Here is a 22,492-nt window from a genome sequence, read left to right as displayed (position 1 = left end):
TCCCGCTGGGGCGCGTTGCTAGAGGCCGCGAGCGGCCAGCCACTCCCTGACGATCTCGATGTCGGCCGCCTCGAAGGCGTGGCCGGAGGAGATGGTGCGGGCGTCGACATGAGCACCAGCATCGCGCAGCAGGCCTGTTAGCTCGGGGCCGAAGCTGCTGAACACATCGACATCGCCTGCGACCAACAGCACCTCGGCATCCGACAGGTCGGCCGCTGGCAGCGGCTCCAGCACCATCGCTGCACGCAGCAGTGCAGCACGGCGGATGACGTGTGGGTGCAAAAGCATGGTGGCCGCCAGCATGTTGGCGCCGTTGGAGTGGCCGACGAAGACCAGCTTGGCGGGGTCCAGCTGGTAGGCGTCGATAGCCCCCTCCACGAACGCAGCCAGCGCTTCCGCCTCCGATGCGATGTCCGCCTGGTCGAACTTGTTGGCGGAGAAGCGGCGGAACCAACGCGGCGTACCTTCGTCGGTGGCGCGGCCGCGCAGTGCCAGCAAGGTGGCGTTGGGCGCCGCCTTGGCGGCGAAGGGCAACAGGCTGGTCTCGTTGCCGCCGGAGCCGTGCAGCAGCACGATCGTCGTGCCATCAGGGTTTTCGGGCGTGTAGAAACGATGGACGAAGGGCAGCTCGCGATAGATGACACGCTCCTCGCCCGGCCAGGCGAACTGGGGCAGCATCGTCTTCAGTTCGTCGATCTTGTCGGCGCGGTCGGGCGGCACGAACAGGTGCGTGCCGAGCTCGGATGGGTCTTCGTCCACCGCCATACCGGGCGCGTCGGTCGCCAGCTCGATCAATGTGCCGCCCGGCTCGCGCACATAGAGCGAGTAGAAATATTTGCGATCGTGGACGTTGGTGATCGAGGAATTGCTGGAGCCCAGCTCGCCATGCACCCGTTCGACCTCGGCGACATCCTGGGCACGAAATGCGATGTGGTCGATGGTGCCGGTGCCCGGCGCGCTCGACCAGAAACCTTTGGCGTCCCTGACGTCGATGATGTCGCCGGAGTGGGAAACCAGCCGGCGGATGAACTCGGTGCTGGTCTGGGGCCGATAGCCAAAATGCCTGGCGACAAAGCTCTCGGTCAGCTCGGGCACCTCTGTCATGATGGTGGCGCCGCGGATGCGGCGGATGGCGTGCTCAACCGGAACGCTCGAACGGTCCCAGTCTGCAGGCATGGGAAAGCCCGCCACGCCGACCAGCTTGACGATCACCCCGTCGGGATCCTTCAGCCGGAGCGTCGGCTCGCCCATCTCTTCCGTCGGGCCCAAGATTTCGATGTGATGCGACAGCGCCCGTGTCAGCCAGAAGCCGATGCTTTGGGGATCGATGGCGAGTGCGATCTCGCTCGGCTGGCCGTGGCCGATGCGGCCGGGCCCGCCGTCCTCCCAGACCAGGAAGGTGATCAGTGTGCCCGGATTGGCGGCACCGTCGCCATAGAACAGGTGCAACTGCGTCGCGTCCTCATAGCCGCCGGTCTGCTTGACCAGCCGCAGCCCGAGAAAGCCGACATAGAAGTCGACATTGGCCTGCACCTTGCGGGTGATGAGCGTGATGTGGTGGATGCCAGCGCCCATGACGCACCTCCGGCCGATTTGCTGTTGCCCGACATTCCCTCAGCCGGGCGGGAGGTGCAACCGATGTTCGGCTCGCCAAAAAGAAAGGCCCCGACAAGCGGGGCCTTTCGATGTCGTCTTGGGAGACTCAGGCCGGCGGCGCCTTGGCCTCGCGGCGGCGGGCATGCAGCACATGCTCGGTGTAGCCGCTCGGCTGCGTACGGCCGTTGAAGATAAGGTCCTCGGCCGCCTTGAAGGCCGGGCTGTCGAAGTTTGGCGCCAGCGGCTTGTAGCCTTCAGTTTCGGCGTTTTGCCTATCGACCACCGCTGCCATGCGCCGCATCGTCTCGCGCACTTCGGTCTCGCCGACGATGCCATGGCGTAGCCAGTTGGCGACATGCTGGGAAGAGATGCGCAGCGTGGCGCGGTCTTCCATCAGCCTGACGTCGTCGAGGTCGGGCACGGTCGACACGCCAACGCCCTGGCCGACCCAGCGCACGACATAACCGAGCAGGCCCTGCAGGTTGTTTTCGAGCTCGGCCTTGATCTCGTCTGCGCTGTAGCTGCGGGTTGCCAGTGGAATGGTCAAAAGGTCGGCAAGCGAGACATGTTCCCGGCTGCGCAGTTCGTCCTGGACGGCTGCGACATTGACGAGGTGATAGTGCATGGCATGCAGCACCGCCGCCGTCGGCGTCGGCACCCAGGCGGTGCTGGCACCGGCGAGCGGATGGGCGATCTTCTTGTCGAGCAGGCCGGCCATCTGGTCGGGTGCCGCCCACATGCCCTTGCCGATCTGGGCACGGCCGGGAAGGTTACGGGCGATGCCGACATCGACATTGTTCGCCTCATAGGCCTTGAGCCAAGTGGCGGATGCCATCTCGGACTTGCGCATCATCGGGCCGGCTTCCATCGAGGTGTGGATTTCGTCGCCGGTGCGGTCGAGGAAGCCGGTGTTGATGAAGACGGTGCGGTCGCGCACCCTGGACATGCAGGCGGCGAGGTTTGCCGAGGTGCGGCGCTCCTCGTCCATGACGCCGATCTTCATCGTGTATTTGGGCAGGCCGACGAGTTCCTCGATGCGCTTGAACAACAGGTCGGACAGGCCGATTTCGTCGGGGCCGTGCATCTTCGGCTTCACGACATAGACCGAACCGGTGCGGCTGTTGCGCACCGCGTTTTCGCCGCGGATGTCCTGTGCCGCACTGGCAACGGTGATCGCAGCGTCGAGGATCGCCTCGGGCACCGGATTGCCGGCTTCGTCAAGCACGGCGTCGGTGAACATATGGTGGCCGACATTGCGCACCAGCATGGTCGAGCGGCCATGCAGGGTGAGCGTACCGCCGCCGGGGGCGGTGAAAGCGCGGTCTTCGACCAGCTTGCGGGTGACGGTCTTGCCGTCCCGGACAAATTCCGAGCTCAGGCTGCCATCCATCAGGCGCTGCCAGTTGCGGTAAACCACAACCTTGTCCTCGGCGTCGACGGCCGACACCGCATCCTCGAGATCCATGATGATCGAGATCGCCGCCTCGATGACGACGTCTGACATGCCGGCGGCATCGAGCGCGCCGACCTGATGCTCGCGGTCGAACACCAGCTCCATGTGCAGGCCGTTGTTGACCAGAAGCACGCTCTTCGGCTCATGGCGCGGGCCGGTGAAGCCGGCGAACTGGGCAACCGAGCGAAGGCCGGTCTTCGTGCCGTCGGCCAAGGTCACCTGCAGCTTGCCGCGCTCGACGATGTAGCTGGCGGCATCGGCATGGCTGCCCGCAGCCAGCGGCACGGCCTGGTCGAGGAATTCGCGGACGCGGGCAATGACCAGGCTGGCGCGGGCCGGGTTGAAGGCCTTGCTCTTCTCAGTGCCGTCGGTCGCGGGAATGACATCGGTGCTGTAAAGCGCGTCATAGAGCGAGCCCCAGCGCGCGTTCGCTGCGTTCAGCGCATAACGTGCGTTGGACAGCGGCACCACCAGCTGCGGGCCGGCGATGGTGCCGATCTCGGCGTCGACGTTCTTGGTCGCGACCTGGTAGGCGTCGGCGGCGGGTGCTGCCACCAGATAGCCGATGTCGCGCAGGAACTGCTCGTAGGCCGTCGCATCGTGCGGCTTGCCCTTGCGCTCCAGGTGCCAGGCATTGATCTTCGCCTGCAGTTCGCCGCGGATGGCGAGCAACTCGTGATGCCGGGGCGCGAGGTCGCGGATGATCTCCGAAAGCCCGCTCCAGAACGCCGTGGGCTCGAGCCGGGCGCCGGGCAGCACCTCCTGCTCGACGAAGGCGCGCAGCGCAGGGTGGACTGAAAGGCCGGCGACGCTTTCATAGGTCTGGGTCATGGGAGGCTCCTTCGATACGCGCGAGGCGCGGCAATTCCATAGGAAGCTGATGACAGAGATTGTATCCATTGACAAGCATTTGTTGATACAAGATAGTATCCAAGCGCTTGGGTCGCCAGGCTGGTCGCTGTCCGCCGCGCCCAGATGGCTGCCGCGCACCATTTTCTCCGGCGAGGCGTCAGCATGATCGGCATCATCAAGAGTTCATTGCCGGACGGACGGAGCCTCTCCGCTGCCGAGGCGCTGCAAGCTGCCGCGAAGCTCGGGCTGCAGGGCCTGCTGTTCAACTCGCTGTTCGACGTCAGCCCGACGCTTGATCCGGCGGAACTGGTGGCTGCCCGCGCCGAAGCCGCCCGCTTGGGCCTGGAAATCTCGTCGATGCTCGGCATCGTCAATCGGGCGCTGCCCACCCGCAGCCAGCCGATCGTCGACGCCGGTGGCGGCGACATGCAGATGGGCATCGAGCGGCTGGTCGAACTCGCCGCCGGCATCGGCATCCGCGACATGTTCTTCATCATCGGCATGATCGAAGACCGCTTCGAGGCTGAGGTTAGCTGGCAGGCCCAGCTCGACGGCGTGACTGAGCTGCTTGGCCGCTGCGCGCCTGTCCTACGCCGGCACGGCGCGAAGCTGTTGCTCAAGACCCATGAGGAGATCGCGACGTCAGAGATCGTGGCGCTGGTCGAGCAGGTTGGCGCCGACGTGCTGGGCGTTGCCTTTGATCCGGTCAACGTGTTGTGCCGCCTGGAAGATCCGGTCGCCGCGGCCAAGCGTGTCGCGCCTTTCGCCACTCAGCTTTATGTCGACGATGCCGTCATGCGTTTCCAGGAAAACGGCATCCGCCGTTTCCTTGCGCCGCTCGGCGAAGGGTTCGTCGATTGGGATGCGATCCGACCGCTGCTGCCCGGCGCAAAAGTCTGGATCGAAATGCATGCCGGCCAGTTTGCCATGCCGGTGTTCGACCGGGATTGGCTCAAACGGCAGCCGCCGGTTGCCCGGGAGGAATTCGCGTCCGTGCTGGCCATGGCGGCGAAGTTTGGGACGCGCGAGGTGCCCTGGGATCAGGCAGCGCCTGTCGCGCGGCTGACACAGGCATTGCGTAGATGCCTGCCATAGCCTTCTCGCCGAGATATTGGATACGATTTTTACACTGAGTAGCATTTGAGGCGTCGGGTTTTGCCGCGACGTCGGACGTCAACACCCAGTCATTCGCGCGGAAAGCGACCGCGCACCCAAGGAGGCCTTGATGCGATATCCCCGCGACATGCGTGGGTACGGCGAGAACCCGCCCCATGCCAACTGGCCGGGCGGCGCCAATGTCGCCGTGCAGTTCGTGCTCAATTACGAGGAAGGCGGCGAAAACAACATCCTGCATGGCGATGCCGCCAGCGAGGCTTTCCTGTCGGAGATCCCGGGCGCCGCGCAATGGCCGGGGCAGCGCCACTGGAACATGGAGTCGGTCTATGAATACGGCGCCCGCGCCGGCTTCTGGCGGCTGCATCGCCTGTTCACCGACCACGACGTGCCGGTTACCGTCTATGGCGTCGCCACTGCCTTGATGCGTGCGCCCGAACAGTTGCGCGCCATGCAGCAGGCCGATTGGGAAATCGCCAGCCACGGATACAAGTGGGTCGAGCACAAGGATATGCCGGCCGACGAAGAGCGCGCCCAGATCCAGGAGGCAATCCGCCTGCACACGCTGGCCACAGGTGAGCGCCCGACCGGCTGGTACACCGGCCGCTGCTCGGTCAACACAGTCGACCTGGTCTCCGAGGAGGGCGGCTTCGCCTATGTTTCCGACACCTATGACGACGACCTGCCCTATTGGCGTGAGCACCAGGGCCGCGAGCAGCTTGTTATCCCCTACACGCTCGAGGCCAATGACATGCGCTTCGGCACGCCGAACGGCTTCAACTCGGGTGACCAGTTCTTCGCCTATCTCAAGGACACGTTCGACTATCTCTATGCCGAAGGTGCCGCCGGCCGGCCGAAGATGTTTTCGATCGGCCTGCACTGCCGCCTCGTCGGACGCGCCGGCCGCATCGCGGCCCTCAAGCGCTTTATCGAATATGTGCAAAGCCACGACAAGGTCTGGATCGCGCGCCGCATCGACATTGCCCAGCACTGGGTGAAGGAACATCCCTATGTGAGGCCGAAGCTGGTGCCGTCGAAGATGGACAAAGCTGGCTTTGTCGAGACGTTCGGCCAGTGCTTCCGCAATGGCGTGCTTCTGACCGAACGCGCTTTCGACGGCGAGCTGGCCCCGGTCAACGACAGCCCCTATGGCCTGTTCTTTGCGCTGCGCACCCAGTTCCGCGCCGCCAGCGAGGCCGAGAAGTTCGAGGTCCTGAAGGGCTACACGCCGCTCGATCCACGCATCAAGGCGGCAAGGATCGTCGCCGATGAGACGGACGCGAACAGCCTCGACGCCATGACCGCCGACCAGCAGCAGCGGTTGCTGGACCTGCTCGGCGCCTATGAGGAAAAGTTCGGCTTCGGCGCCATCTTTGTCGTGCGCAACTACACCACCGCCTCCCTGCTGGCTTCGCTGGGCGCGCGGATCGAAACGGATCGCGACACCGAACTTGCCGTTAGCTATGGCGAGGTCGAGCGGTTGGCGGAGATCCAGGTCGAGGCGCGGTTCGCCGCGTGACTGTGAAGGGCCGGCACGAGGCCGGCCCTTTCGTCAGGCGTAACGCGACAGGATTTCGCTGAGATTGCGCTTGGTGCGCTTGGTCTGGCCGATATTGGCCTGCTCGAACACCTGCTGCAGATGCTCGATGATCGCGTCGGCGCTGGCCTTGGGATCGCGGGCCCTGAGCGCCTGCAGGATCGCTGCGTGCTCGTCGACGCTGCAGTCGGTTTCCTGATGCGTGCTGTGCTGGGCAAGGATCAGCGACGTCCGCGAGATCAGCGACTTGAGGAAACCGGCGAGCACCTCGTTGCCGGCCATCTGGGCGGCGAGCAGGTGGAACTCGCCCGAGGCGACGATCGCCGCGGTGTGGTCGCCGGCGTGGCGGATGCTGTGTTCCTTTTCCAGGTGCTGTTCCAGCATGCCGATCTGCTTGTCGGTGACGACGGTTGCCAGCTTGGAAAAGATTTCGCGTTCGATGGCATTGCGCGCCTCGAACACCTGTCGTGCCTCGTCGGGCGTCGTGCTGGCGACGAAAGCGCCGCGGTTCTGCCGGAACTCGACCAGTGATTCGGTGTGCAGGCGGTTGAGCGCGGCGCGCACGATGGTGCGGCTGACAGAAAACAGCGCACCGATCGATTCTTCGCTGAGTTTTGTGCCGGGCGTCAGTTCGCGCGCCAGAATGGCCCTGAACAGAGCCTGATAGATCGCATCGATCTTCGATCCGGCTTTCTCGTCGAGATCAGTATTCGCAGCTTTCGCCATTCCCTCACCAGCCAGTGTTGTACAGGCAGCGCGTAACAATGCTACGTCTCAGATGCATCGGCGCACGGCGGAAGACAAGAGGAATGCAAGCCTTGCTTCGTTGTTCGTTTTATATTAGCCGGTGTCGTACGATGCAGCCGGCGTGCCATAGCCGCCGAATTTCCTCCGCTGCAAGCCAGCGCAGGCGCCTTGTTTGCATTACGGCCACTCTAGCACATGTTTTCTAATACAATAGCGAAAACTATTGCGCGCAATCGTAAGGTCTTTTGAATACGATTTGAAAATGCGCTGATTTTCTACCGATCAGCGCCCGCCGCTCCGGCGCTGCATTTGGGGTGCCGGCTGACCCAGTGCCTGCGTGAGGAAGGGTGACAGGCCAAAGGTCTCGGTCGCGGCCAAGGTTGCATTCGTCGCCGGTCGCGGATTTTCAGCCAGACGCAACGCCTTGCCGACGGCCATGCGGTGAGGGTCGAGAACCGGCACTTCCGAAGTGGCGATGACCTCGGGCAAAACGGGGATCAGGCCGGCGCCGCCGAGGACGATGCGTTCAGCCCCGAGTGCCTTGGCCTCCTTCGCCAGGAAGTCGGCGATGGATCGGGCATCGTCGGCTACCGCTTCGATGGACCGGATACCGGCAATCCTGTCTCCTAGGCCGAGTTTCAGCACTAGTTCGCCGAGCATCTCGCACCAGACGGTTCCGTTGGTCGAAACGAGCGAGGTTCCCGGCAGGGCGGCAGCAGCCAGCAGACCGGCTTCGGCAAACCCGATGACCGGCAGTCCGGTCATTTCGGCAAGCGCCTCGCGACCGGGGTCGCCAAAACAGGCAAGCACGATCGCGTCGGGGCTCGCTCCTTCACCAATGGCCTTGGCGGCGGCATCTAGCACGGCGTGTGCCGCGATCGAAACCGCAACGCGGGTCGAGATGTAGCTGAAGCCAAAGCCCGCCGTAACGGTCTGCAATTCGGCGGCGCCCGCCACCTCGTCGCGCGCGAGTGCGTCGATGACCTGGCTGACGCCGGTCGAGGTGTTGGGGTTGATGACGAGCAGGCGAGGCAGGCGGCGCATCGAATTCCTTTGATATGACGGTCTTTGCTTACGTACGCTCCCGTCGAAGAGGGCGAACCGCCTGCAGCCCGGTCTTGATATCATTGTATCAGATGTGATGTAAAGTTTGTATCCAAAAATTGGATGCAGTTCTGCCCAGAAGGCAAGCAGATTGCCTTCGAAACCGGCACCTATCGGAATGAAAAATGACCGCTCGGTGCTGAGCTGTATCCATCCTTGCGGTTGCGATGTAGGACGGTTTTTCACGGGGTAGACGCCGTGGCTCGGGCGGAAGTTTCTTAAGCGATTGTTTTAATGTGATTTTCGTGGCGGTGTCGCAATCACCTAGCGTGTACACACATCGCGCAACATTTATGTATCCACTGGAAGAAAAATCGGATACAAAAGCAATGGGAGCGCCTTTGCGAAAAGGCAGAGTTAATTCAGCATATGGGAGCGACAATCATGCATGCTTTCTTCTCGGCCTTCTCCGCGCTGTCAGGCAGCCGGCGGCAGTTTCTGGCGACAGTGGGGGGCGCGGCCCTCGCCGTGGCGGTCGGTTTCGGCGGCGCGTCAGCTTTTGCCGCGGATCGCGAACACACGATCATCGTCGGCCTCGGCGGCCAGATCAACACGCTCGATCCGCTGCGCGCCGACTACAACCAGACCAACACGATCATCAGCGCCGTCTACGATACGCTGGTGACCTATGACGAGACCAAGCTCGTCGGTTCGCTGGCGACCGAATACGCCTATGCCGACGACGCCAAGTCGATCACCTTCACCCTGCGTCCCGACGTGAAATTCCATGACGGCACGGCGCTGACTGCCAAGGATGTCGCCTACACGCTCGACCGCCTGAAGCGCCTCGGCACCGGCGTTGCCTCGCTGATCGATGGCTATGACTCGACAACCGTCACCGACGACACCCACCTGACCATCAACCTGTCCAAGCCGAACACGCTGTTCCTGCCGTCGCTGAGCAAGGTCTACATCCTGAATTCGGCGCTGGTCGAAGCCAACAAGGGCGCCGATGACGGCCAGGGTTGGCTGCAGGCGCATGATGCCGGCTCCGGCGCCTACGTGCTGGGCGACCAGTCGCAGGCCGTGGTGATCGACCTGTTCCCGGGCTATTGGGCAGTCGAAGCTGGCCGCCCCGAATCCATCGTCTTCCGCCGCATCGACGAAAGCTCGACGCGCCGCGACGAACTTCGCGCCGGCAACATCGACGTCGCCTTCGGCTTTGCCGACCGTGATGCCGCCGCCATGGCCACCGACCCGGCGCTGAAGGTCGTGCCGATCAACACCAGCTACCAGACCGAGGTGCTGTTCAACACCAAGGTTGGCCCGACCGCCGATCCCAAGGTGCGCAAGGCTCTGCGCATGGTCTACGACTATGCCGGCGGCCTGCGCGGCATCCGCGGCGGCAACGGCAAGATCGCCAATGGCCCGCTGCCGGCCCGCCTCGACTGCCGTCCCGAACTGCCCGAGGTGAAGCGCGATCTCGACGCCGCCAAGGCCATGCTCGCCGAAGCCGGTGCCGCCAACCTTAAGCTCAAGATGAACTTCCAGCCGGTGTTCGAGCTGCAGAAGCAGGAAGCGACGCTGTTCCAGTCCAACCTGCGCGAGATCGGCGTCGAGCTCGAACTCGAGCCCATCGCCTTCCCGAACTACCTCGCCAGCCTGAAGGATCCGAACTCGATCCCGCAGATGATGCTGCTCGAAGACTTCGCCCAGTTCCCTGAAGCGGGCATCATGCTGGTCAAGGGCTACAAGTCGGATGCAGTTGGCACCAACCGCACCGGCTATGCCAATCCTGAAGTCGACAAGCTGCTCGACACGGCCCTTGCCACCGCAGACGACGCCAAGCGTTGCGACATCTACAAGCAGGTCCAGACCATTCTCGACAATGATTCAGTGATGGTCGACATGTATGGTGTCTACAAGCCAGCCGCCTACCGTGTCGGCACGCTTGCAGACCTCAAGGCCAGCATGCTCGCCACGCCCGCCGAGCCGGCGGACTTCCGGCTCGCCAAGCCGTAAGCGAGGTCTGAGATGCTCGCGTTCCGCGCCTACTCCTGGTTCCTCGGCCGACGCCTGGGCCTGACACTGTTGACCCTTTGGGGGCTGGCCTCGCTGGTCTTCCTGATGATCAAGCTGATGCCCGGCGATGAGGCCCAGATGGCCGCCGGCGCGGACGCTTCCGCCGCCCAGATCGAGGCGGTGCGTGAAAGGCTGGGGCTCGATGCCCCGGTCATCATGCAATATCTGAGCTTCCTGGGTCGCCTCCTGCGCGGCGACCTGGGCACTTCGATCGTCACCCTCCAGCCCGTTCTGGCCGACCTCGAAAAGGTGCTGCCGAGCACGCTGGAGCTTGTCTTCATTGCCATGCTGCTCAATCTGGCTGTCGCCATCCCGGCCGGCATCGTTGCCGCCTACCGCCAGGGCGGCGTCTTCGACACGACCAGCCGCGTTACCGCCGTCATGCTCGGCGGCATGCCCGCCTTCTGGCTCGCGCTGGTGCTGCAATATGTGCTGGGCAGCGTCTGGCGCGTGGTGCCGATCTCGGGCCAGCAGGGCTATGGCATGAACTCGCCCGTTGTCACTGGCGCGCCGACGCTCGATGCACTGATCGCAGGCAATTTTGCCGGCTTCTTCGACACACTGCATCACATCATCTTGCCGGCCGCCGTGCTGGCGGCGTTGTTCGCCACCCAGATCTTCCGCACCCTGCGGGCGGCCTTGCTCGGCGTGCTGCGCTCGGACTTCATCATGGCCGTGCGTGCCAAGGGCGCCAGCGCCCGCCACATGCTGGTGCGCCACGCTCTGCCCAACAGCCTCAACCCGGTGCTGACGCTGTCGGGCACCCAGGCCGGCGCGATGATCGGCTCGGCCGTGCTGGTCGAGACCGTCTTCGCCCGCCAGGGCATCGGCGCCTACATGTTCAATGCCGTTGCCCAGAAGGACGCCTTTGCGGTGCTGGGCTCGGTGATGTTCATCGGCACCGTCGTCTGCCTCGTCAACCTGATCGTCGACATCCTCCAGCTTCTGGTCGACCCGCGCATCCGCGCCGCACAACTGGGGAGCCAAGGCCAATGACCGCCCCTGCAATCGCCCATGCCCAGCCGGCAACCGCCCGCCGCAAGGAAGGCTTCAGCGCCTTCGAGATCTTCGTCTTCACGCTTGTCATCGCGCTTTTGGCGATCGCCGTCTTCGGACCGTTCGTTGCGCCCGACAGTATCTACAACTCCGACATCGCCAATTCGCTGATGCCGCCGAGTGCGGCCAACTGGTTCGGCACCGACGACCAGGGCCGCGACGTGTTCTGGCGCCTCATCGTCGGCGCCCAGACGACGCTGCTCTCAGCCTTCCTGGTGGTGACGCTCTATTCGCTGATCGGCGTCACGCTCGCGACTGTCGCCGCCGCCGGCCCGCGCTGGCTTGACGAGGGGCTGATGCGCATCACCGACATCGGCCTGGCACTGCCCGGCATGATCGTGGCACTCGGCTTCGCCGCCGCCATGGGCGCCAGCCTGCGCTCGGCGATCATCGCCATGGCCATCACCGGCTGGCCGATCACCGCCCGCATGCTGCGCGGCATCATGCGCCAGACCATGGAACAGCCTTTCGTCGCCGGCGCCCAGGTGCTCGGCGTGTCGAAGTGGCGGCTGATGACCAAGCATGTGCTGCCCAATTCGCTCGACGTTTTGATCGTCAAATGGGCCGGGGACATCGGCACCACGGTGCTGGTCCTGGCGAGTCTGTCCTTCATCGGCGTCGGCGCCCAGCCGCCGAGCGCCGAGTGGGGCGCCACCATTGCCGCCGCCCGCGGTTATGTCTCGACCGCCTGGTGGACAGTCGTCGCCCCCGGTGCCGCCGTCGCCATCACCTCGATCGCCTTCGGCTTGCTCGGCGACATCATCCAGGTCCGCCGCGACCCGTCCTTGAGGGGCAACTGAGATGAGGACCGTGCACCCCATGCCCGACCAATCCACTGTTACCCCGCTTCGTCCGCCGCTCGTCACCGTCGACAAGCTGACCGTCGACATGCCGCTCGGCCGCAGCGGCTCGAGCGTCCGTATCGTCGATGGCGTCGATTTCAGCATCGGCGTCGGCGAGCGCGTGGCGCTTGTCGGCGAGTCCGGCTCGGGCAAGTCGCTGACGGCGCGTGCCTTGATGCGGCTCGACCGCCTCGCAAAACTGTCCGGCCGGGTCGACTTCGACGGCACCGACCTGCTCAAGCTGTCCGATCGCGACATGGGCAAGCTGCGTGGCAGCTCCATCGCCATGGTCTTCCAGGACCCGATGAGCTTCCTCGATCCGCTGATGACGATCGGCGACCAGGTCGCCGAGACGTTGCGCATCCGCGGCATCGGCAAGGCCGAAGCGCGCAAGCGGGCGCTTGCCGTGCTCGACGAGCTCGGCGTTGACCGCGCCGCGGAACGTCTCGATGCCTATCCGCACGAGTTCTCCGGCGGCATGCGCCAGCGCGTCGTGCTCGCCATGGCGCTGGTCGGCGAACCGCGTCTGCTGATCGCCGATGAGCCGACGACCGCACTCGACGTGCGCGTCCAGGACCAGGTGCTCGACCTGCTCGACGACGTGTCGACGCGACGCGGGCTGGCGGTGCTGTTCATCACCCACGACCTCGGCGTCGTCGCCGGCTTCGCCGAGCGCGTGATGGTCATGTATTCGGGCCGCATCGTCGAGGACGGCGAGGTCGCCAGCGTCTTTGCCAAGCCGAACCATCCCTATACCCAAGGGCTGATCAAGGCGGTGCCGCGTATCGACCAGGATCTCAACACGCTCTATGCCATCCCCGGTGCGCCGCCGCCGCCGCTGGCGCGGCCGAGCGGCTGCCCGTTCCACCCGCGCTGCGACCAGCGCTTCGACCGCTGCGACAAGGACCTGCCCTCGCTGCTGCCGGTCGGCCTGTCGCGTGTCGCCTGCCACCTGCTCGACGGAAAGGGTGCCTGACCATGATCATGTCCATCGACAGCATCAGCAAGTCGTACAACGCCTTCCCCAATCCGCCGGCCAAAGTGCTGCACGACGTGACGCTCAACGTCGACACCGGCGAAGCCATAGGCCTTGTCGGCGAATCCGGCTCCGGCAAGTCGACGATCGCCAAATGCATGCTGGCGCTGATCAAGCCGGAAGAAGGCGCGATCACCTATGACGGCATCGACGTCATCCACGCCAAGGGCGAGGATCTCCGGCGCTTCCGCCGCGAAGTGCAGATGGTGTTCCAGGATCCCTATGGCAGCCTCAATCCGCGCATGACGGTGGAGGAGCTGATCGGCGAGGGGCTGCTGATCCACAAGCTCGAGCCGACGGCGGCTGCACGCCGTGCCCGCGTTGCCGAGATGATGGAGATGGTCGGCCTCAACCCCAACGACATGGACCGCTACACGCGCTCCTTCTCCGGCGGCCAGCGCCAGCGCATCGCCATTGCCCGTGCGCTTGTTATCCGCCCGCGCATCCTCGTCTGCGACGAGCCAGTGGCAGCCCTCGACGTGTCGGTGCAGGCGCAGGTCATCAACCTGCTGCAGGACATGCAGAAGAAGCTCAACCTCGCCATCGTCTTCGTGGCGCACGACCTCGCCGTCGTTCGGCACCTCTGCGAAAAGATCGTCGTGCTGCACAAGGGCAAGGTCGTCGAGCAGGGCACGCGCGAGCAGATCTTCGACAACCCGCAAATGCCCTACACCCAGGCGCTGCTGGCGGCGGTGCCGGTGCCTGATCCCGTTGTTGGCCGCGCTCGTCGTGCTGCGCGCCGCCTCGAAACCGCAAACTGACATTACCAAGGAGACTGCCGATGCGTATCGGTGTCGATGGCCGCAAGATTCCCGAAGCCGCCAAGCGCGGCCCTGTGGCCAGCTTCGATCATGCCAAGGAATTGGGCATGGAAGGCCTGTTCTTCCGCACCGTGCTCGACATGAGCCCGACGCTCGACGCCGGCTATCTCGGCGAGATCAAGCAGCGCGCCGACGAACTTGGCATGTATCTCGAAACCGGCCTCGGCAAGGTCAATCCTTATGCCACGCCGGAGGCGCCTGAACTGCGCCTGATCGGCGATGGCGACATCGTGCTCGGCTTCCGCCGCATGATGGAGGCCTGTGCGGCTATCGATTGCCGCGAGCTGTGGGTGGCGACCGCTAACTACAAGCCGGCCTATACCGGCCGCTTCGCCTATGACCGCTTCCGCACCGACGTGACCTGGCAAGAGCAGCTCGACGCCACCGCGCGTTTCCTCAAGAAGCTCGCGCCGATCGCCCGCGACCTCGGCATCCACCTGAACCTCGAGACGCATGAGGAGATTACCTCCTTCGAGCTGGTGCGGCTGGTCGAGGAAGTCGGTCCCGACACGACCGGCATCGTCTTCGACACGGCAAATGTGCTGCAGCGCGCCGAGCACCCGGTCTGGGCGGCCAAGCGCGTGGCACCTTATGTGCGCCAGTCCCACATCAAGGACGCGCTGATCGCCTATGACGGCGAGGTGCTCGATTTCCAGATGCGCCCCTGCGGCGGCGGCGTCGTCGATTTCCGCGCCATCATGCCGATCCTGGCCGCGGCCAATCCAAACCTCAACCTGTCGATCGAGAACTACGAGTCCTTCTCCGACCGGCCGCGCAACCCGCCGAAGATGATCATAGAGATCGCCGACCCGAAATGGCTCGCAGGTCACCCCGACCTCGGCGTCGAGGAATATGCCGACTACATGAAGATGGTGCAGGATTACGCCGCCCGAATCGCCAGTGGCGAGGTCATGGACCGCGAACGCTTCGCCGCCTGGGCGGTGAAGAATTACCACTATGCCGAGACTGTCGACTACATCAAGAAAAGTGCCGCCCATGTCAGGGGCATCTGCGAGGAGCTTGGCCTGCCGCTGAAGAAGGCGGCGTAAGCCGGCTCATCGGCTCGAATAATAAACCCGCGGAAGGCAGCTTCCGCGGGTTTTGTGTTTGTGCTTGGGGTCCCCGCCAGTTCCCCCTCTCCGGCCCTTCGGGCCACCTCTCCCCAGAGCGGCGAGGAAATGCGCTGCCGCGATGGCGGCGCTCCTCCAGCTTGGGTTCCTCGCCCCTCTGGGGAGAGGTGCCGAGCGCAGCGAGGCGGAGAGGGGCCTTTCTGAAACCCGAGGCCTACAAAAAAGGCCGCGCTAAGCGCGGCCTTTCCTTCAAACTTCGTGGTAAAACCCTACCACTCCAACACGATCTTCCCCGCCTCGCCGTTCGCCGCGTTGTGGAAGGCGGCCTGGTAGTTGTCGGCCTTCATGCGGCTGGTGATGACCTTGCGGATGTCGAGGCCGCTTTCCAGCATCGCCAGCATCTTGTGCCAGGTCTCGAACATCTCGCGACCGTAGATGCCCTTGAGCGTGATCATCTTGAACACGATCTTGGAAAGATCGATCGGGAACGGCTTGGCCGGCACGCCGAGCAGCGCGATGCGGCCGCCCATCAGCGTGTGCTCGATCAACTGGTCGAAAGCGGCAGGCGAGCCGCTCATCTCGAAGCCGACGTCGAAGCCTTCGCGCATGCGCAGCCGCGCCATGGCGTCGCGCAAATCTTCCTCGGCGACATTGACGGGGGTAACGTCAGCCACCTGGGTGGCGAGTTCGAGGCGCTTGGGGTTGACGTCGGTGATGACGACATGGCGCGCGCCGCAATGCCGCGCTACCGCCGCACCCATGATGCCGATGGGCCCGGCACCCGTGATCAGAACGTCCTCGCCGGCGACGTCGAAGGACAGCGCCGTGTGCACGGCGTTGCCGAGCGGGTCGAGGATGGCGCCGAGCTCGTCGTCGATGGTGTCGGGCAGCGGCACCACGTTGAAGGCGGGGATGCGGACATATTCGGCGAAGGCGCCCGGCAGGTTGACGCCGATGCCCTGTGTTTCCGGATCGAGGTGGTAGCGGCCGGCGCGGCTGGCGCGGCTGCGCATGCCGATGACATGGCCTTCGCCCGAGACGCGCTGGCCGACCTTGAAGCCGCGCACATGGGCGCCCAGCTCGACGATCTCGCCGGCATATTCATGGCCGGTGATCATCGATACCGGCACGGTCTTGGCCGCCCATTCGTCCCACTTGTAGATGTGGATGTCGGTGCCACAGATGCCCGTCTTGTTGACCTTGATCAGCACGTCGTCGGGGCCGACCTGCGGTACGGGCCGGTCTTCCATCCAGATGCCGGGTTCAGCCTTGGCCTTGACCAGTGCGCGCATGGGAAAACTCCTGAAATCAGATGATGCCGAGCGACTTGCCGGCGTCGGCAAAGGCGTCGATGGCGAAGGTGATGTCGGCATTGTCGAGGGCGGCCGACATCTGGGTGCGGATGCGCGCCTTGCCCTGCGGCACCACGGGATAGAAGAAGCCGGCGACATAGACGCCGCGCTCGTCGAGCGCCTTGGCCATTCGCTGCGCCAGCACCGCATCGCCCAGCATCACCGGGATGATCGGCGTCTCGCCCGGAAGCAGCGTGAAGCCTGCCTGGGTCAGGCCGTCGCGGAAGCGCGTGGTGTGGCGGCCGAGCTTGGCGCGCAGGTCGTCGGCGCTGCGTGCAATCTCGATCGCCTTCAGCGAGCCGGCGGCAACTGCCGGCGCCAGGCTGTTGGAGAAGAGGTAGGGACGGGCGCGTTGGCGCAGCAGGTCGATGATGGGCTGCGACGCGGCGATGAAGCCGCCCATCGCGCCGCCCAGCGTCTTGCCCAAAGTGCCGGTGACGATGTCGACGCGGTCGCCAGTGCCGGTCAGCGCGGGCGTGCCGCGACCCTCTTCGCCGATATGGCCCGTCGCATGGCAATCGTCGACGGCGACGATGGCGCCATAACGCTCGGCGAGATCGCAGATCTGCTTCAGCTTGGCGACGTGGCCATCCATCGAAAACACACCGTCGGTGACGACCAGCTTGAAGCGGGCGCCGTCGGCGGCGGCCTGCTTGAGCTGGGTCTCCAGGTCGTCCATGTCGCCCTGGGCGTAGCGGAAGCGCTTGGCCTTGGAGAGCCTGACGCCGTCGATGATCGAGGCGTGGTTCAGGCTGTCGGAAATGATGGCGTCCTCGGCGCCGAGCAGCGGCTCGAACAGCGCGCCATTGGCGTCGAAGCAGGCGGCAAACAGGATCGCATCGTCCTTGCCGAGATAGTCGGCGATGGCATGTTCCAGCTCGCGGTGCAGCGTCTGGGTGCCGCAGATGAAGCGCACCGAGGCCATGCCGAAGCCGAATTCGTCGAGGGCGGTCGCCGCCGCCTTGCGGATGTCGGCATTGTCGGCGAGGCCGAGATAGTTGTTGGCGCAGAGATTGACCATCTGGCGTTCGCCAGCCGGACCCTTCACCTTGATGCGGCCGGCCTGCATGCCTGAGATCTGGCGCTCGCGCTTGTAGAGGCCGTCGGCCTCGATACCCTGGAGAACGTTCGAGATGTGGGAAAGGAAATCCTGGTTCAACGGTCTCTCCATCCATTAAGATGGAAATTCCGATATAATGGATATGATGGCAAGTCTAGTGGAATCCCGTTGGGCCAGCAGGCCAGACGCAAATGCCTCGCAGGACGGCCAAGCCAGTGCTATCAGTGGGCCGCTTTTGGGGGAGGCGACATGGAAGTGAACGACGCGCCGAAGATAGGCCCGGTGATCCAGAAGGAACGCAAGGAGCGCCATCTGACGCTCGACCGGCTTGCGGCGATTTCGGGCGTTTCGCGCTCGATGCTGTCGCAGATCGAGCGCGGCGAGGCCAACCCGACATTCGCCGTCCTGTGGTCGCTAACCCAGGCGCTCGGCATCGATTTTTCCCAACTCATCGCTGGCGGCATCACCCACCAGCGCAAGGCCGAAGCCATCGAACTGGTGACGCTGGCGCTGACGCCTGAAATCAAGAGCCCCGATGGCGCCTGGCGGCTGCGCATTCTGAGCTCGCCGGCGCTGGCCGGCCGCATCGAATGGTACGAGGTTGAGATAGCGCCTGGCTGCATGCTGCAGAGTGCGCCGCATGCGCCTGGTACCTTCGAGCACCTGACTGCCCACACCGACGGCCTGTTGGTGGAAACTGAACAGGGGCGCCAGGCGCTGAAAACAGGCGAGACGGCGCGTTATCGTGCCGATGTCGCTCACGAAATCACCAATAGCGGCCTGGAAACCGCCCGTGCGCTGATGGTGGTTCTCTACGACCAGGACAACTAATCCCATCGGTCACGGGTTGGCGCGGGCTTTCTTCTCTTGACGAGGCAGTAAGCCTGCCGCTTCCTCCCAGCCAAGCGGCAAGGCTTCTCGGAGCGCCGCGACCGCGAAAAGGGAGAGCGTCATGTCGGGCAAGTGGGATTTCTGGGTCGACCGTGGCGGCACCTTCACCGACGTCATCGGCCGCGACCCGGAGGGTGGTCTCCATCCGCGCAAGCTTCTGTCGGAAAATCCAGAGGCCTATCGAGATGCCGCGATCCAGGGCATCCGTGACCTGCTTGGGCTGGCGCCGGGCGTGGCGATTCCGTCCGGCAGCATCGGCGACATCAGGATGGGCACCACTGTCGCCACCAATGCGCTGCTCGAACGCAAGGGCGACCGCGTCCTCCTTCTCATCACCAAGGGGTTCCGCGATGCCCTGCGCATCGCCTACCAGGCCCGGCCCGACATCTTCGCCAAGGAAATCATCCTGCCCGAGCAGCTCTATGAGCGTGTCGTCGAGGTCGATGAGCGCGTGCGGGTCGATGGCACCGTCGAGCGCCTGCTCGACATCGCCGAGATCAAGCAGCAACTGCTGCAGGCCAGGGCCGACGGCATCGATGCCGTGGCCATCGTCTTCATGCACGCCTGGAAGTTCCCCGAGCACGAACGCGCCGTCGCCGCCGTCTGCCGCAAATGCGGGTTTGCCCAGGTCTCCGTCAGCCACGAGGTCTCGCCGCTGATCAAGCTGGTCGGGCGTGGGGATACGACTGTCGTTGATGCCTATCTGTCGCCGATCCTGTCCCGGTACGTGCAGCAGGTGGCGGGGGAACTGGGCGCAACGCCAATCTCCCCCCTCGTGGGGGAGATGTCGGCGGAGCCGACAGACGGGGGCGCCGTCCCGCAGACCTCTCCTCTGGATCGCGCCGAAAGTCAGCTCTCCACGTTGCCCCCCTCTGCCCTGCCGGGCATCTCCCCCACAAGGGGGGAGATTGGCCAATCGGACGGGCCCCGCCTGATGTTCATGATGTCCTCCGGCGGCCTGACTGCCGCCGATCTGTTCCAGGGCAAGGACGCGCTGTTGTCAGGCCCCGCCGGCGGTGTCGTCGGCATGGTCGAGACGGCAAAGCTCGCCGGCTTCGACAAGGTGATCGGCTTCGACATGGGCGGCACCTCGACCGACGTCGCCCATTATGACGGCGAATATGAGCGCAGCTTCGACACCGAAGTCGCCGGCGTGCGCGTGCGTGCGCCGATGATGCGCATCCACACGGTTGCCGCCGGTGGCGGATCGGTGCTGCATTTCGAGGCCGGGCGCTTCCGCGCCGGTCCCGATTCCGCCGGCGCCAATCCCGGCCCCGCCTGCTACCGCCGTGGCGGCCCGCTCGCGGTCACCGACGCCAATGTCATGCTCGGCAAGCTGCAACCCGATTTCTTCCCGGCGATCTTCGGCCCCAAACAGGACCAGCCGCTCGATGCTGGCGTCGTGCGCGAAAAATTCGCTGGCCTGGCCGGTGAGATCGGCGACGGCAGAACACCCGAAGCCGTCGCCGAGGGCTTCGTCACCGTTGCCGTCGAGAACATGGCCAACGCCATCAAGAAGATCTCGGTCCAGCGCGGCTACGACGTCACCGAATATCTGCTCAACTGCTTCGGCGGCGCCGGCGGCCAGCATGCCTGCCTGGTGGCCGACGCGCTCGGCATGGAGGCGGTGCTGATCCATCCGTTCTCCGGCCTGCTGTCGGCCTATGGCATCGGCCTGTCCTCGGTCTTCGCCTCGCGCCAGCAAGCGCTGCTCAAGCCGCTGGCCGAGGAATCGCGCGACCAGATCGAGGCCTTGATCGCCAGCCTGCGCGCCGAGGTGCTGGCAGAACTCGCCGGCCAGGCGATTGCGGAGGACAATGTCGCCGCGCGGCCGATCCTGCATGTGCGCTATGACGGCACTGACACCGCCTTGCCGGTCGGTTTCGAGCACGGCTCGATCGCTGACGCTAAGGCTGCCTTCGAGGCCGCCCACAAGGCGCAATTCGGCTTCATATATAAAGACAAGCCGACGGTGGTCGAAGCGGTGGTGCTGGAGGGCCGCGATGGCAGCGCCCGCGGGCTCTCGGAACAGGAGTCCGCGCTGGACGACAGGCCGGTCGTCGCCTCTGAGGCCCAAAAGATATTCACCGAGGGCGCGTGGCACGATGCCGGCATCTTCTGCCGCACCGCCATGAAGCCCGGCCACAAGGTCTCGGGGCCCGCTCTTATCATAGAGAGCCACCAGACAATCGTGGTCGAGCCGGGCTGGGCCGCCGAGATCACCGCCCGCAACCACGTGCTGATGCGGCGCACCGAAAAGAAGCAGCGCCGCGCCGCCATTGGCACCGCCGCCGACCCGGTCATGCTCGAAGTGTTCAACAACCTGTTCATGTCGATCGCCGAGCAGATGGGGGTGACGCTGCAGAACACCGCCTATTCGGTCAACATCAAGGAGCGGCTCGACTTCTCCTGCGCCGTCTTCGACCGCTCGGGCGCGCTCGTCGCCAATGCCCCCCACATGCCGGTGCATCTCGGTTCGATGGACCGCTCGGTCGAGACCATCATCCGCCTCAACGAGGGCGACATCCATCCGGGCGACGTCTTCGCGCTGAACGCTCCTTATAATGGTGGCACGCATCTACCTGACATCACTGTCGTCACGCCGGTGTTCGAGGATGTGGATTCCTCTCCCCGTTCACGGGGAGAGGATGGCGGCAGCCAGGTGAGGGGCAGCGCAGGCGAGGCCGATGATCGAGCTGGCCCCTCATCCGACCCTTCGGGCCACCTTCTCCCCGCAGGCGGAGAGAAGGAAGAAAGTCCCCGCATCCTCTTCTGGGTCGCCGCCCGCGGCCATCACGCCGATGTTGGCGGCACCGCCCCTGGCTCGATGACCCCTCTCGCGACGACCGTCGACGAGGAGGGCGTGCTGTTCGACAATTTCCGTCTCGTCGAGCGCGGCACGTTCCGCGAGGCCGAACTGCACCGCCTGCTCACCGATCATCCTTATCCCGCGCGCAACCCGCAGCAGAACATCGCCGACCTCAAGGCCCAGATCGCCGCCAACGAAAAGGGCTTGGCGGAGCTGAGGAAGATGATCAGTCATTTCGGCCTCGACGTTGTCGAAGCCTATATGGGCCATGTCCAGGACAATGCTGCCGAAAGCGTGCGCCGCGTGCTCGACCGCCTGCCCGACCATGCCGAATACGAATACCCGACCGACACCGGCCAGGTGATCAAGGTCAAGATCTCCATCGACCGCGCCGCGCGCAAGGCGACCGTCGACTTCACAGGGACGTCGCCTGTGATGAAGAACAACTTCAATGCGCCGGAGCCGGTGGCCCGCGCTGCCGTGCTTTATGCCTTCCGCGTCATGGTCGAAGACAACATCCCGATGAATGCCGGCTGCCTCCGGCCGATCGACATCATCATCCCCGACGGTTCGATGCTGCGGCCGGCCTATCCGGCCGCCGTCGTCGCCGGCAATGTCGAGACCTCGCAGCACGTCACCAACGCCATCTTCGGTGCCATGGGCGCGCTCGCCAACGCCCAAGGGACGATGAACAACCTGACCTTCGGCAACGCCACTTATCAGTATTATGAGACGATCTGCTCCGGCTCGCCGGCCGGCCGCATGAACGACGGGCGCGGCTTCGCCGGAACCTCTGGCGTTCACACCCACATGACCAATTCGCGCCTGACCGATCCAGAGATTCTCGAGCTGCGTTTCCCCGTCCTGCTGGAAGACTTCCGCATCCGCGAGGGCTCGGGCGGCAAGGGCCGCTGGCCGGGTGGCGACGGCACCAAGCGCACCATTCGTTTTCTCGAGAAAATGGAGTGCTCGATCCTGTCGTCGCACCGCTCGCGTCCGCCGCTCGGGCTGGATGGTGGCGGCGAAGGCCAGAAGGGGGCGACCAAGGTCCGCCGCAACGACGGCACGATCAACATGCTCAAGGCCTGCGACCAGACGGTGCTCGAACCGGGCGAGGCGGTGATTGTTATT

The 22,492-nt window shown here is 64.7% G+C and carries 16 protein-coding genes; 10 read left to right on the top strand and 6 right to left on the bottom strand.

The window, feature by feature from the left end:
* Positions 1 to 18 precede the first annotated feature (18 nt).
* Positions 19 to 1,575: a VOC family protein gene (locus ACSQ3E_RS20960; RefSeq protein ID WP_436124172.1), complete on the bottom strand. Its 1,557-nt coding sequence runs from the start codon at positions 1,573 to 1,575 to the stop codon at positions 19 to 21.
* 127 nt (positions 1,576 to 1,702) lie between these two features.
* Positions 1,703 to 3,880: a malate synthase G gene (locus ACSQ3E_RS20955; protein ID WP_436124171.1), complete on the bottom strand. Its 2,178-nt coding sequence runs from the start codon at positions 3,878 to 3,880 to the stop codon at positions 1,703 to 1,705.
* A gap of 183 nt (positions 3,881 to 4,063) precedes the next feature.
* Here ACSQ3E_RS20955 and ACSQ3E_RS20950 point away from each other — a divergent pair, with 183 nt between their 5' ends.
* Positions 4,064 to 4,996: a sugar phosphate isomerase/epimerase family protein gene (locus tag ACSQ3E_RS20950; RefSeq protein ID WP_436124170.1), complete on the top strand. Its 933-nt coding sequence runs from the start codon at positions 4,064 to 4,066 to the stop codon at positions 4,994 to 4,996.
* Between the two features lie 130 nt (positions 4,997 to 5,126).
* A complete protein-coding gene (puuE, locus tag ACSQ3E_RS20945; RefSeq protein WP_436124169.1) occupies positions 5,127 to 6,533 on the top strand; it encodes an allantoinase PuuE in 1,407 nt (468 codons plus the stop codon).
* A 33-nt stretch (positions 6,534 to 6,566) separates the two neighbouring features.
* Here the strand turns inward: puuE and ACSQ3E_RS20940 are convergent, their stop codons facing one another.
* Positions 6,567 to 7,277 (bottom strand): GntR family transcriptional regulator, encoded by a 711-nt coding sequence (locus ACSQ3E_RS20940; protein ID WP_436124168.1) that lies wholly within the window; start codon positions 7,275 to 7,277, stop codon positions 6,567 to 6,569.
* Positions 7,278 to 7,580: 303 nt separating this feature from the next.
* The gene (locus ACSQ3E_RS20935) at positions 7,581 to 8,342 is read right to left on the bottom strand and encodes an aspartate/glutamate racemase family protein (RefSeq protein ID WP_436124167.1); all 762 of its coding nucleotides are present in this window, start codon (positions 8,340 to 8,342) and stop codon (positions 7,581 to 7,583) included.
* 444 nt (positions 8,343 to 8,786) lie between these two features.
* On the opposite strand from ACSQ3E_RS20935, the gene ACSQ3E_RS20930 reads away from it, so the two are divergent.
* Genes ACSQ3E_RS20930 through ACSQ3E_RS20905 form a run of 6 tightly spaced genes read left to right on the top strand, consistent with a single transcriptional unit; the run spans position 8,787 to position 15,228 of the window.
* On the top strand, positions 8,787 to 10,364 hold the full coding sequence (locus ACSQ3E_RS20930; RefSeq protein ID WP_436124166.1) for an ABC transporter substrate-binding protein: 1,578 nt from the start codon (positions 8,787 to 8,789) through the stop codon (positions 10,362 to 10,364).
* A 12-nt stretch (positions 10,365 to 10,376) separates the two neighbouring features.
* Positions 10,377 to 11,420, top strand: coding sequence for an ABC transporter permease (locus ACSQ3E_RS20925; RefSeq protein ID WP_310325237.1), 1,044 nt, complete (start codon positions 10,377 to 10,379; stop codon positions 11,418 to 11,420).
* Entirely contained in the window at positions 11,417 to 12,280 is an 864-nt protein-coding gene (locus ACSQ3E_RS20920) for an ABC transporter permease (protein ID WP_436124165.1), read from the top strand. Before ACSQ3E_RS20925 ends, ACSQ3E_RS20920 begins: the two co-directional genes overlap by 4 nt.
* A gap of 19 nt (positions 12,281 to 12,299) precedes the next feature.
* Positions 12,300 to 13,298, top strand: coding sequence for an ABC transporter ATP-binding protein (locus ACSQ3E_RS20915; RefSeq protein WP_436124164.1), 999 nt, complete (start codon positions 12,300 to 12,302; stop codon positions 13,296 to 13,298).
* A gap of 2 nt (positions 13,299 to 13,300) precedes the next feature.
* Positions 13,301 to 14,119, top strand: coding sequence for an ATP-binding cassette domain-containing protein (locus tag ACSQ3E_RS20910; RefSeq protein WP_436124163.1), 819 nt, complete (start codon positions 13,301 to 13,303; stop codon positions 14,117 to 14,119).
* Between the two features lie 20 nt (positions 14,120 to 14,139).
* Positions 14,140 to 15,228, top strand: a complete 1,089-nt coding sequence (locus tag ACSQ3E_RS20905) for a sugar phosphate isomerase/epimerase family protein (RefSeq protein WP_436124162.1) — start codon at positions 14,140 to 14,142, stop codon at positions 15,226 to 15,228.
* 290 nt (positions 15,229 to 15,518) lie between these two features.
* Here the strand turns inward: ACSQ3E_RS20905 and tdh are convergent, their stop codons facing one another.
* Positions 15,519 to 16,541 carry an L-threonine 3-dehydrogenase gene (gene tdh, locus ACSQ3E_RS20900; RefSeq protein WP_436124161.1) on the bottom strand — a complete coding sequence of 341 codons (1,023 nt, stop codon included), beginning with the start codon at positions 16,539 to 16,541 and terminating at the stop codon, positions 15,519 to 15,521.
* Between the two features lie 16 nt (positions 16,542 to 16,557).
* Positions 16,558 to 17,760, bottom strand: coding sequence for a glycine C-acetyltransferase (locus ACSQ3E_RS20895; RefSeq protein ID WP_436124160.1), 1,203 nt, complete (start codon positions 17,758 to 17,760; stop codon positions 16,558 to 16,560).
* Positions 17,761 to 17,910: 150 nt separating this feature from the next.
* Here ACSQ3E_RS20895 and ACSQ3E_RS20890 point away from each other — a divergent pair, with 150 nt between their 5' ends.
* Together ACSQ3E_RS20890 and ACSQ3E_RS20885 are read left to right on the top strand one after the other, a co-directional pair.
* Positions 17,911 to 18,492: a helix-turn-helix domain-containing protein gene (locus tag ACSQ3E_RS20890; RefSeq protein ID WP_436124159.1), complete on the top strand. Its 582-nt coding sequence runs from the start codon at positions 17,911 to 17,913 to the stop codon at positions 18,490 to 18,492.
* A 121-nt stretch (positions 18,493 to 18,613) separates the two neighbouring features.
* Positions 18,614 to 22,492: hydantoinase B/oxoprolinase family protein (locus ACSQ3E_RS20885; protein WP_436124158.1), on the top strand; the 3,879-nt coding region annotated here is incomplete at its 3' end.

Source organism: Aminobacter sp. LjRoot7, assembly GCF_964252895.1.
Lineage (GTDB): Bacteria > Pseudomonadota > Alphaproteobacteria > Rhizobiales > Rhizobiaceae > Aminobacter > Aminobacter aminovorans_B.
The sequence above is the reverse complement of the archived record's forward strand: the minus strand, read 5'-3'. Positions and strand labels throughout refer to the sequence as shown.

What these genes read in the sequence shown, in the direction of transcription:
- ACSQ3E_RS20935 (WP_436124167.1), bottom strand. Translation starts at nt 8,342, where the DNA reads ATGCGCCGCCTGCCTCGCCTGCTCGTCATCAACCCCAACACCTCGACC.
- ACSQ3E_RS20920 (WP_436124165.1), top strand. Translation starts at nt 11,417, where the DNA reads ATGACCGCCCCTGCAATCGCCCATGCCCAGCCGGCAACCGCCCGCCGC.
- ACSQ3E_RS20915 (WP_436124164.1), top strand. Translation starts at nt 12,300, where the DNA reads ATGCCCGACCAATCCACTGTTACCCCGCTTCGTCCGCCGCTCGTCACC.
- ACSQ3E_RS20890 (WP_436124159.1), top strand. Translation starts at nt 17,911, where the DNA reads ATGGAAGTGAACGACGCGCCGAAGATAGGCCCGGTGATCCAGAAGGAA.
- ACSQ3E_RS20955 (WP_436124171.1), bottom strand. Translation starts at nt 3,880, where the DNA reads ATGACCCAGACCTATGAAAGCGTCGCCGGCCTTTCAGTCCACCCTGCG.
- ACSQ3E_RS20910 (WP_436124163.1), top strand. Translation starts at nt 13,301, where the DNA reads ATGATCATGTCCATCGACAGCATCAGCAAGTCGTACAACGCCTTCCCC.
- ACSQ3E_RS20950 (WP_436124170.1), top strand. Translation starts at nt 4,064, where the DNA reads ATGATCGGCATCATCAAGAGTTCATTGCCGGACGGACGGAGCCTCTCC.
- ACSQ3E_RS20905 (WP_436124162.1), top strand. Translation starts at nt 14,140, where the DNA reads ATGCGTATCGGTGTCGATGGCCGCAAGATTCCCGAAGCCGCCAAGCGC.
- tdh (WP_436124161.1), bottom strand. Translation starts at nt 16,541, where the DNA reads ATGCGCGCACTGGTCAAGGCCAAGGCTGAACCCGGCATCTGGATGGAA.
- puuE (WP_436124169.1), top strand. Translation starts at nt 5,127, where the DNA reads ATGCGATATCCCCGCGACATGCGTGGGTACGGCGAGAACCCGCCCCAT.
- ACSQ3E_RS20940 (WP_436124168.1), bottom strand. Translation starts at nt 7,277, where the DNA reads ATGGCGAAAGCTGCGAATACTGATCTCGACGAGAAAGCCGGATCGAAG.
- ACSQ3E_RS20930 (WP_436124166.1), top strand. Translation starts at nt 8,787, where the DNA reads ATGCATGCTTTCTTCTCGGCCTTCTCCGCGCTGTCAGGCAGCCGGCGG.
- ACSQ3E_RS20960 (WP_436124172.1), bottom strand. Translation starts at nt 1,575, where the DNA reads ATGGGCGCTGGCATCCACCACATCACGCTCATCACCCGCAAGGTGCAG.
- ACSQ3E_RS20925 (WP_310325237.1), top strand. Translation starts at nt 10,377, where the DNA reads ATGCTCGCGTTCCGCGCCTACTCCTGGTTCCTCGGCCGACGCCTGGGC.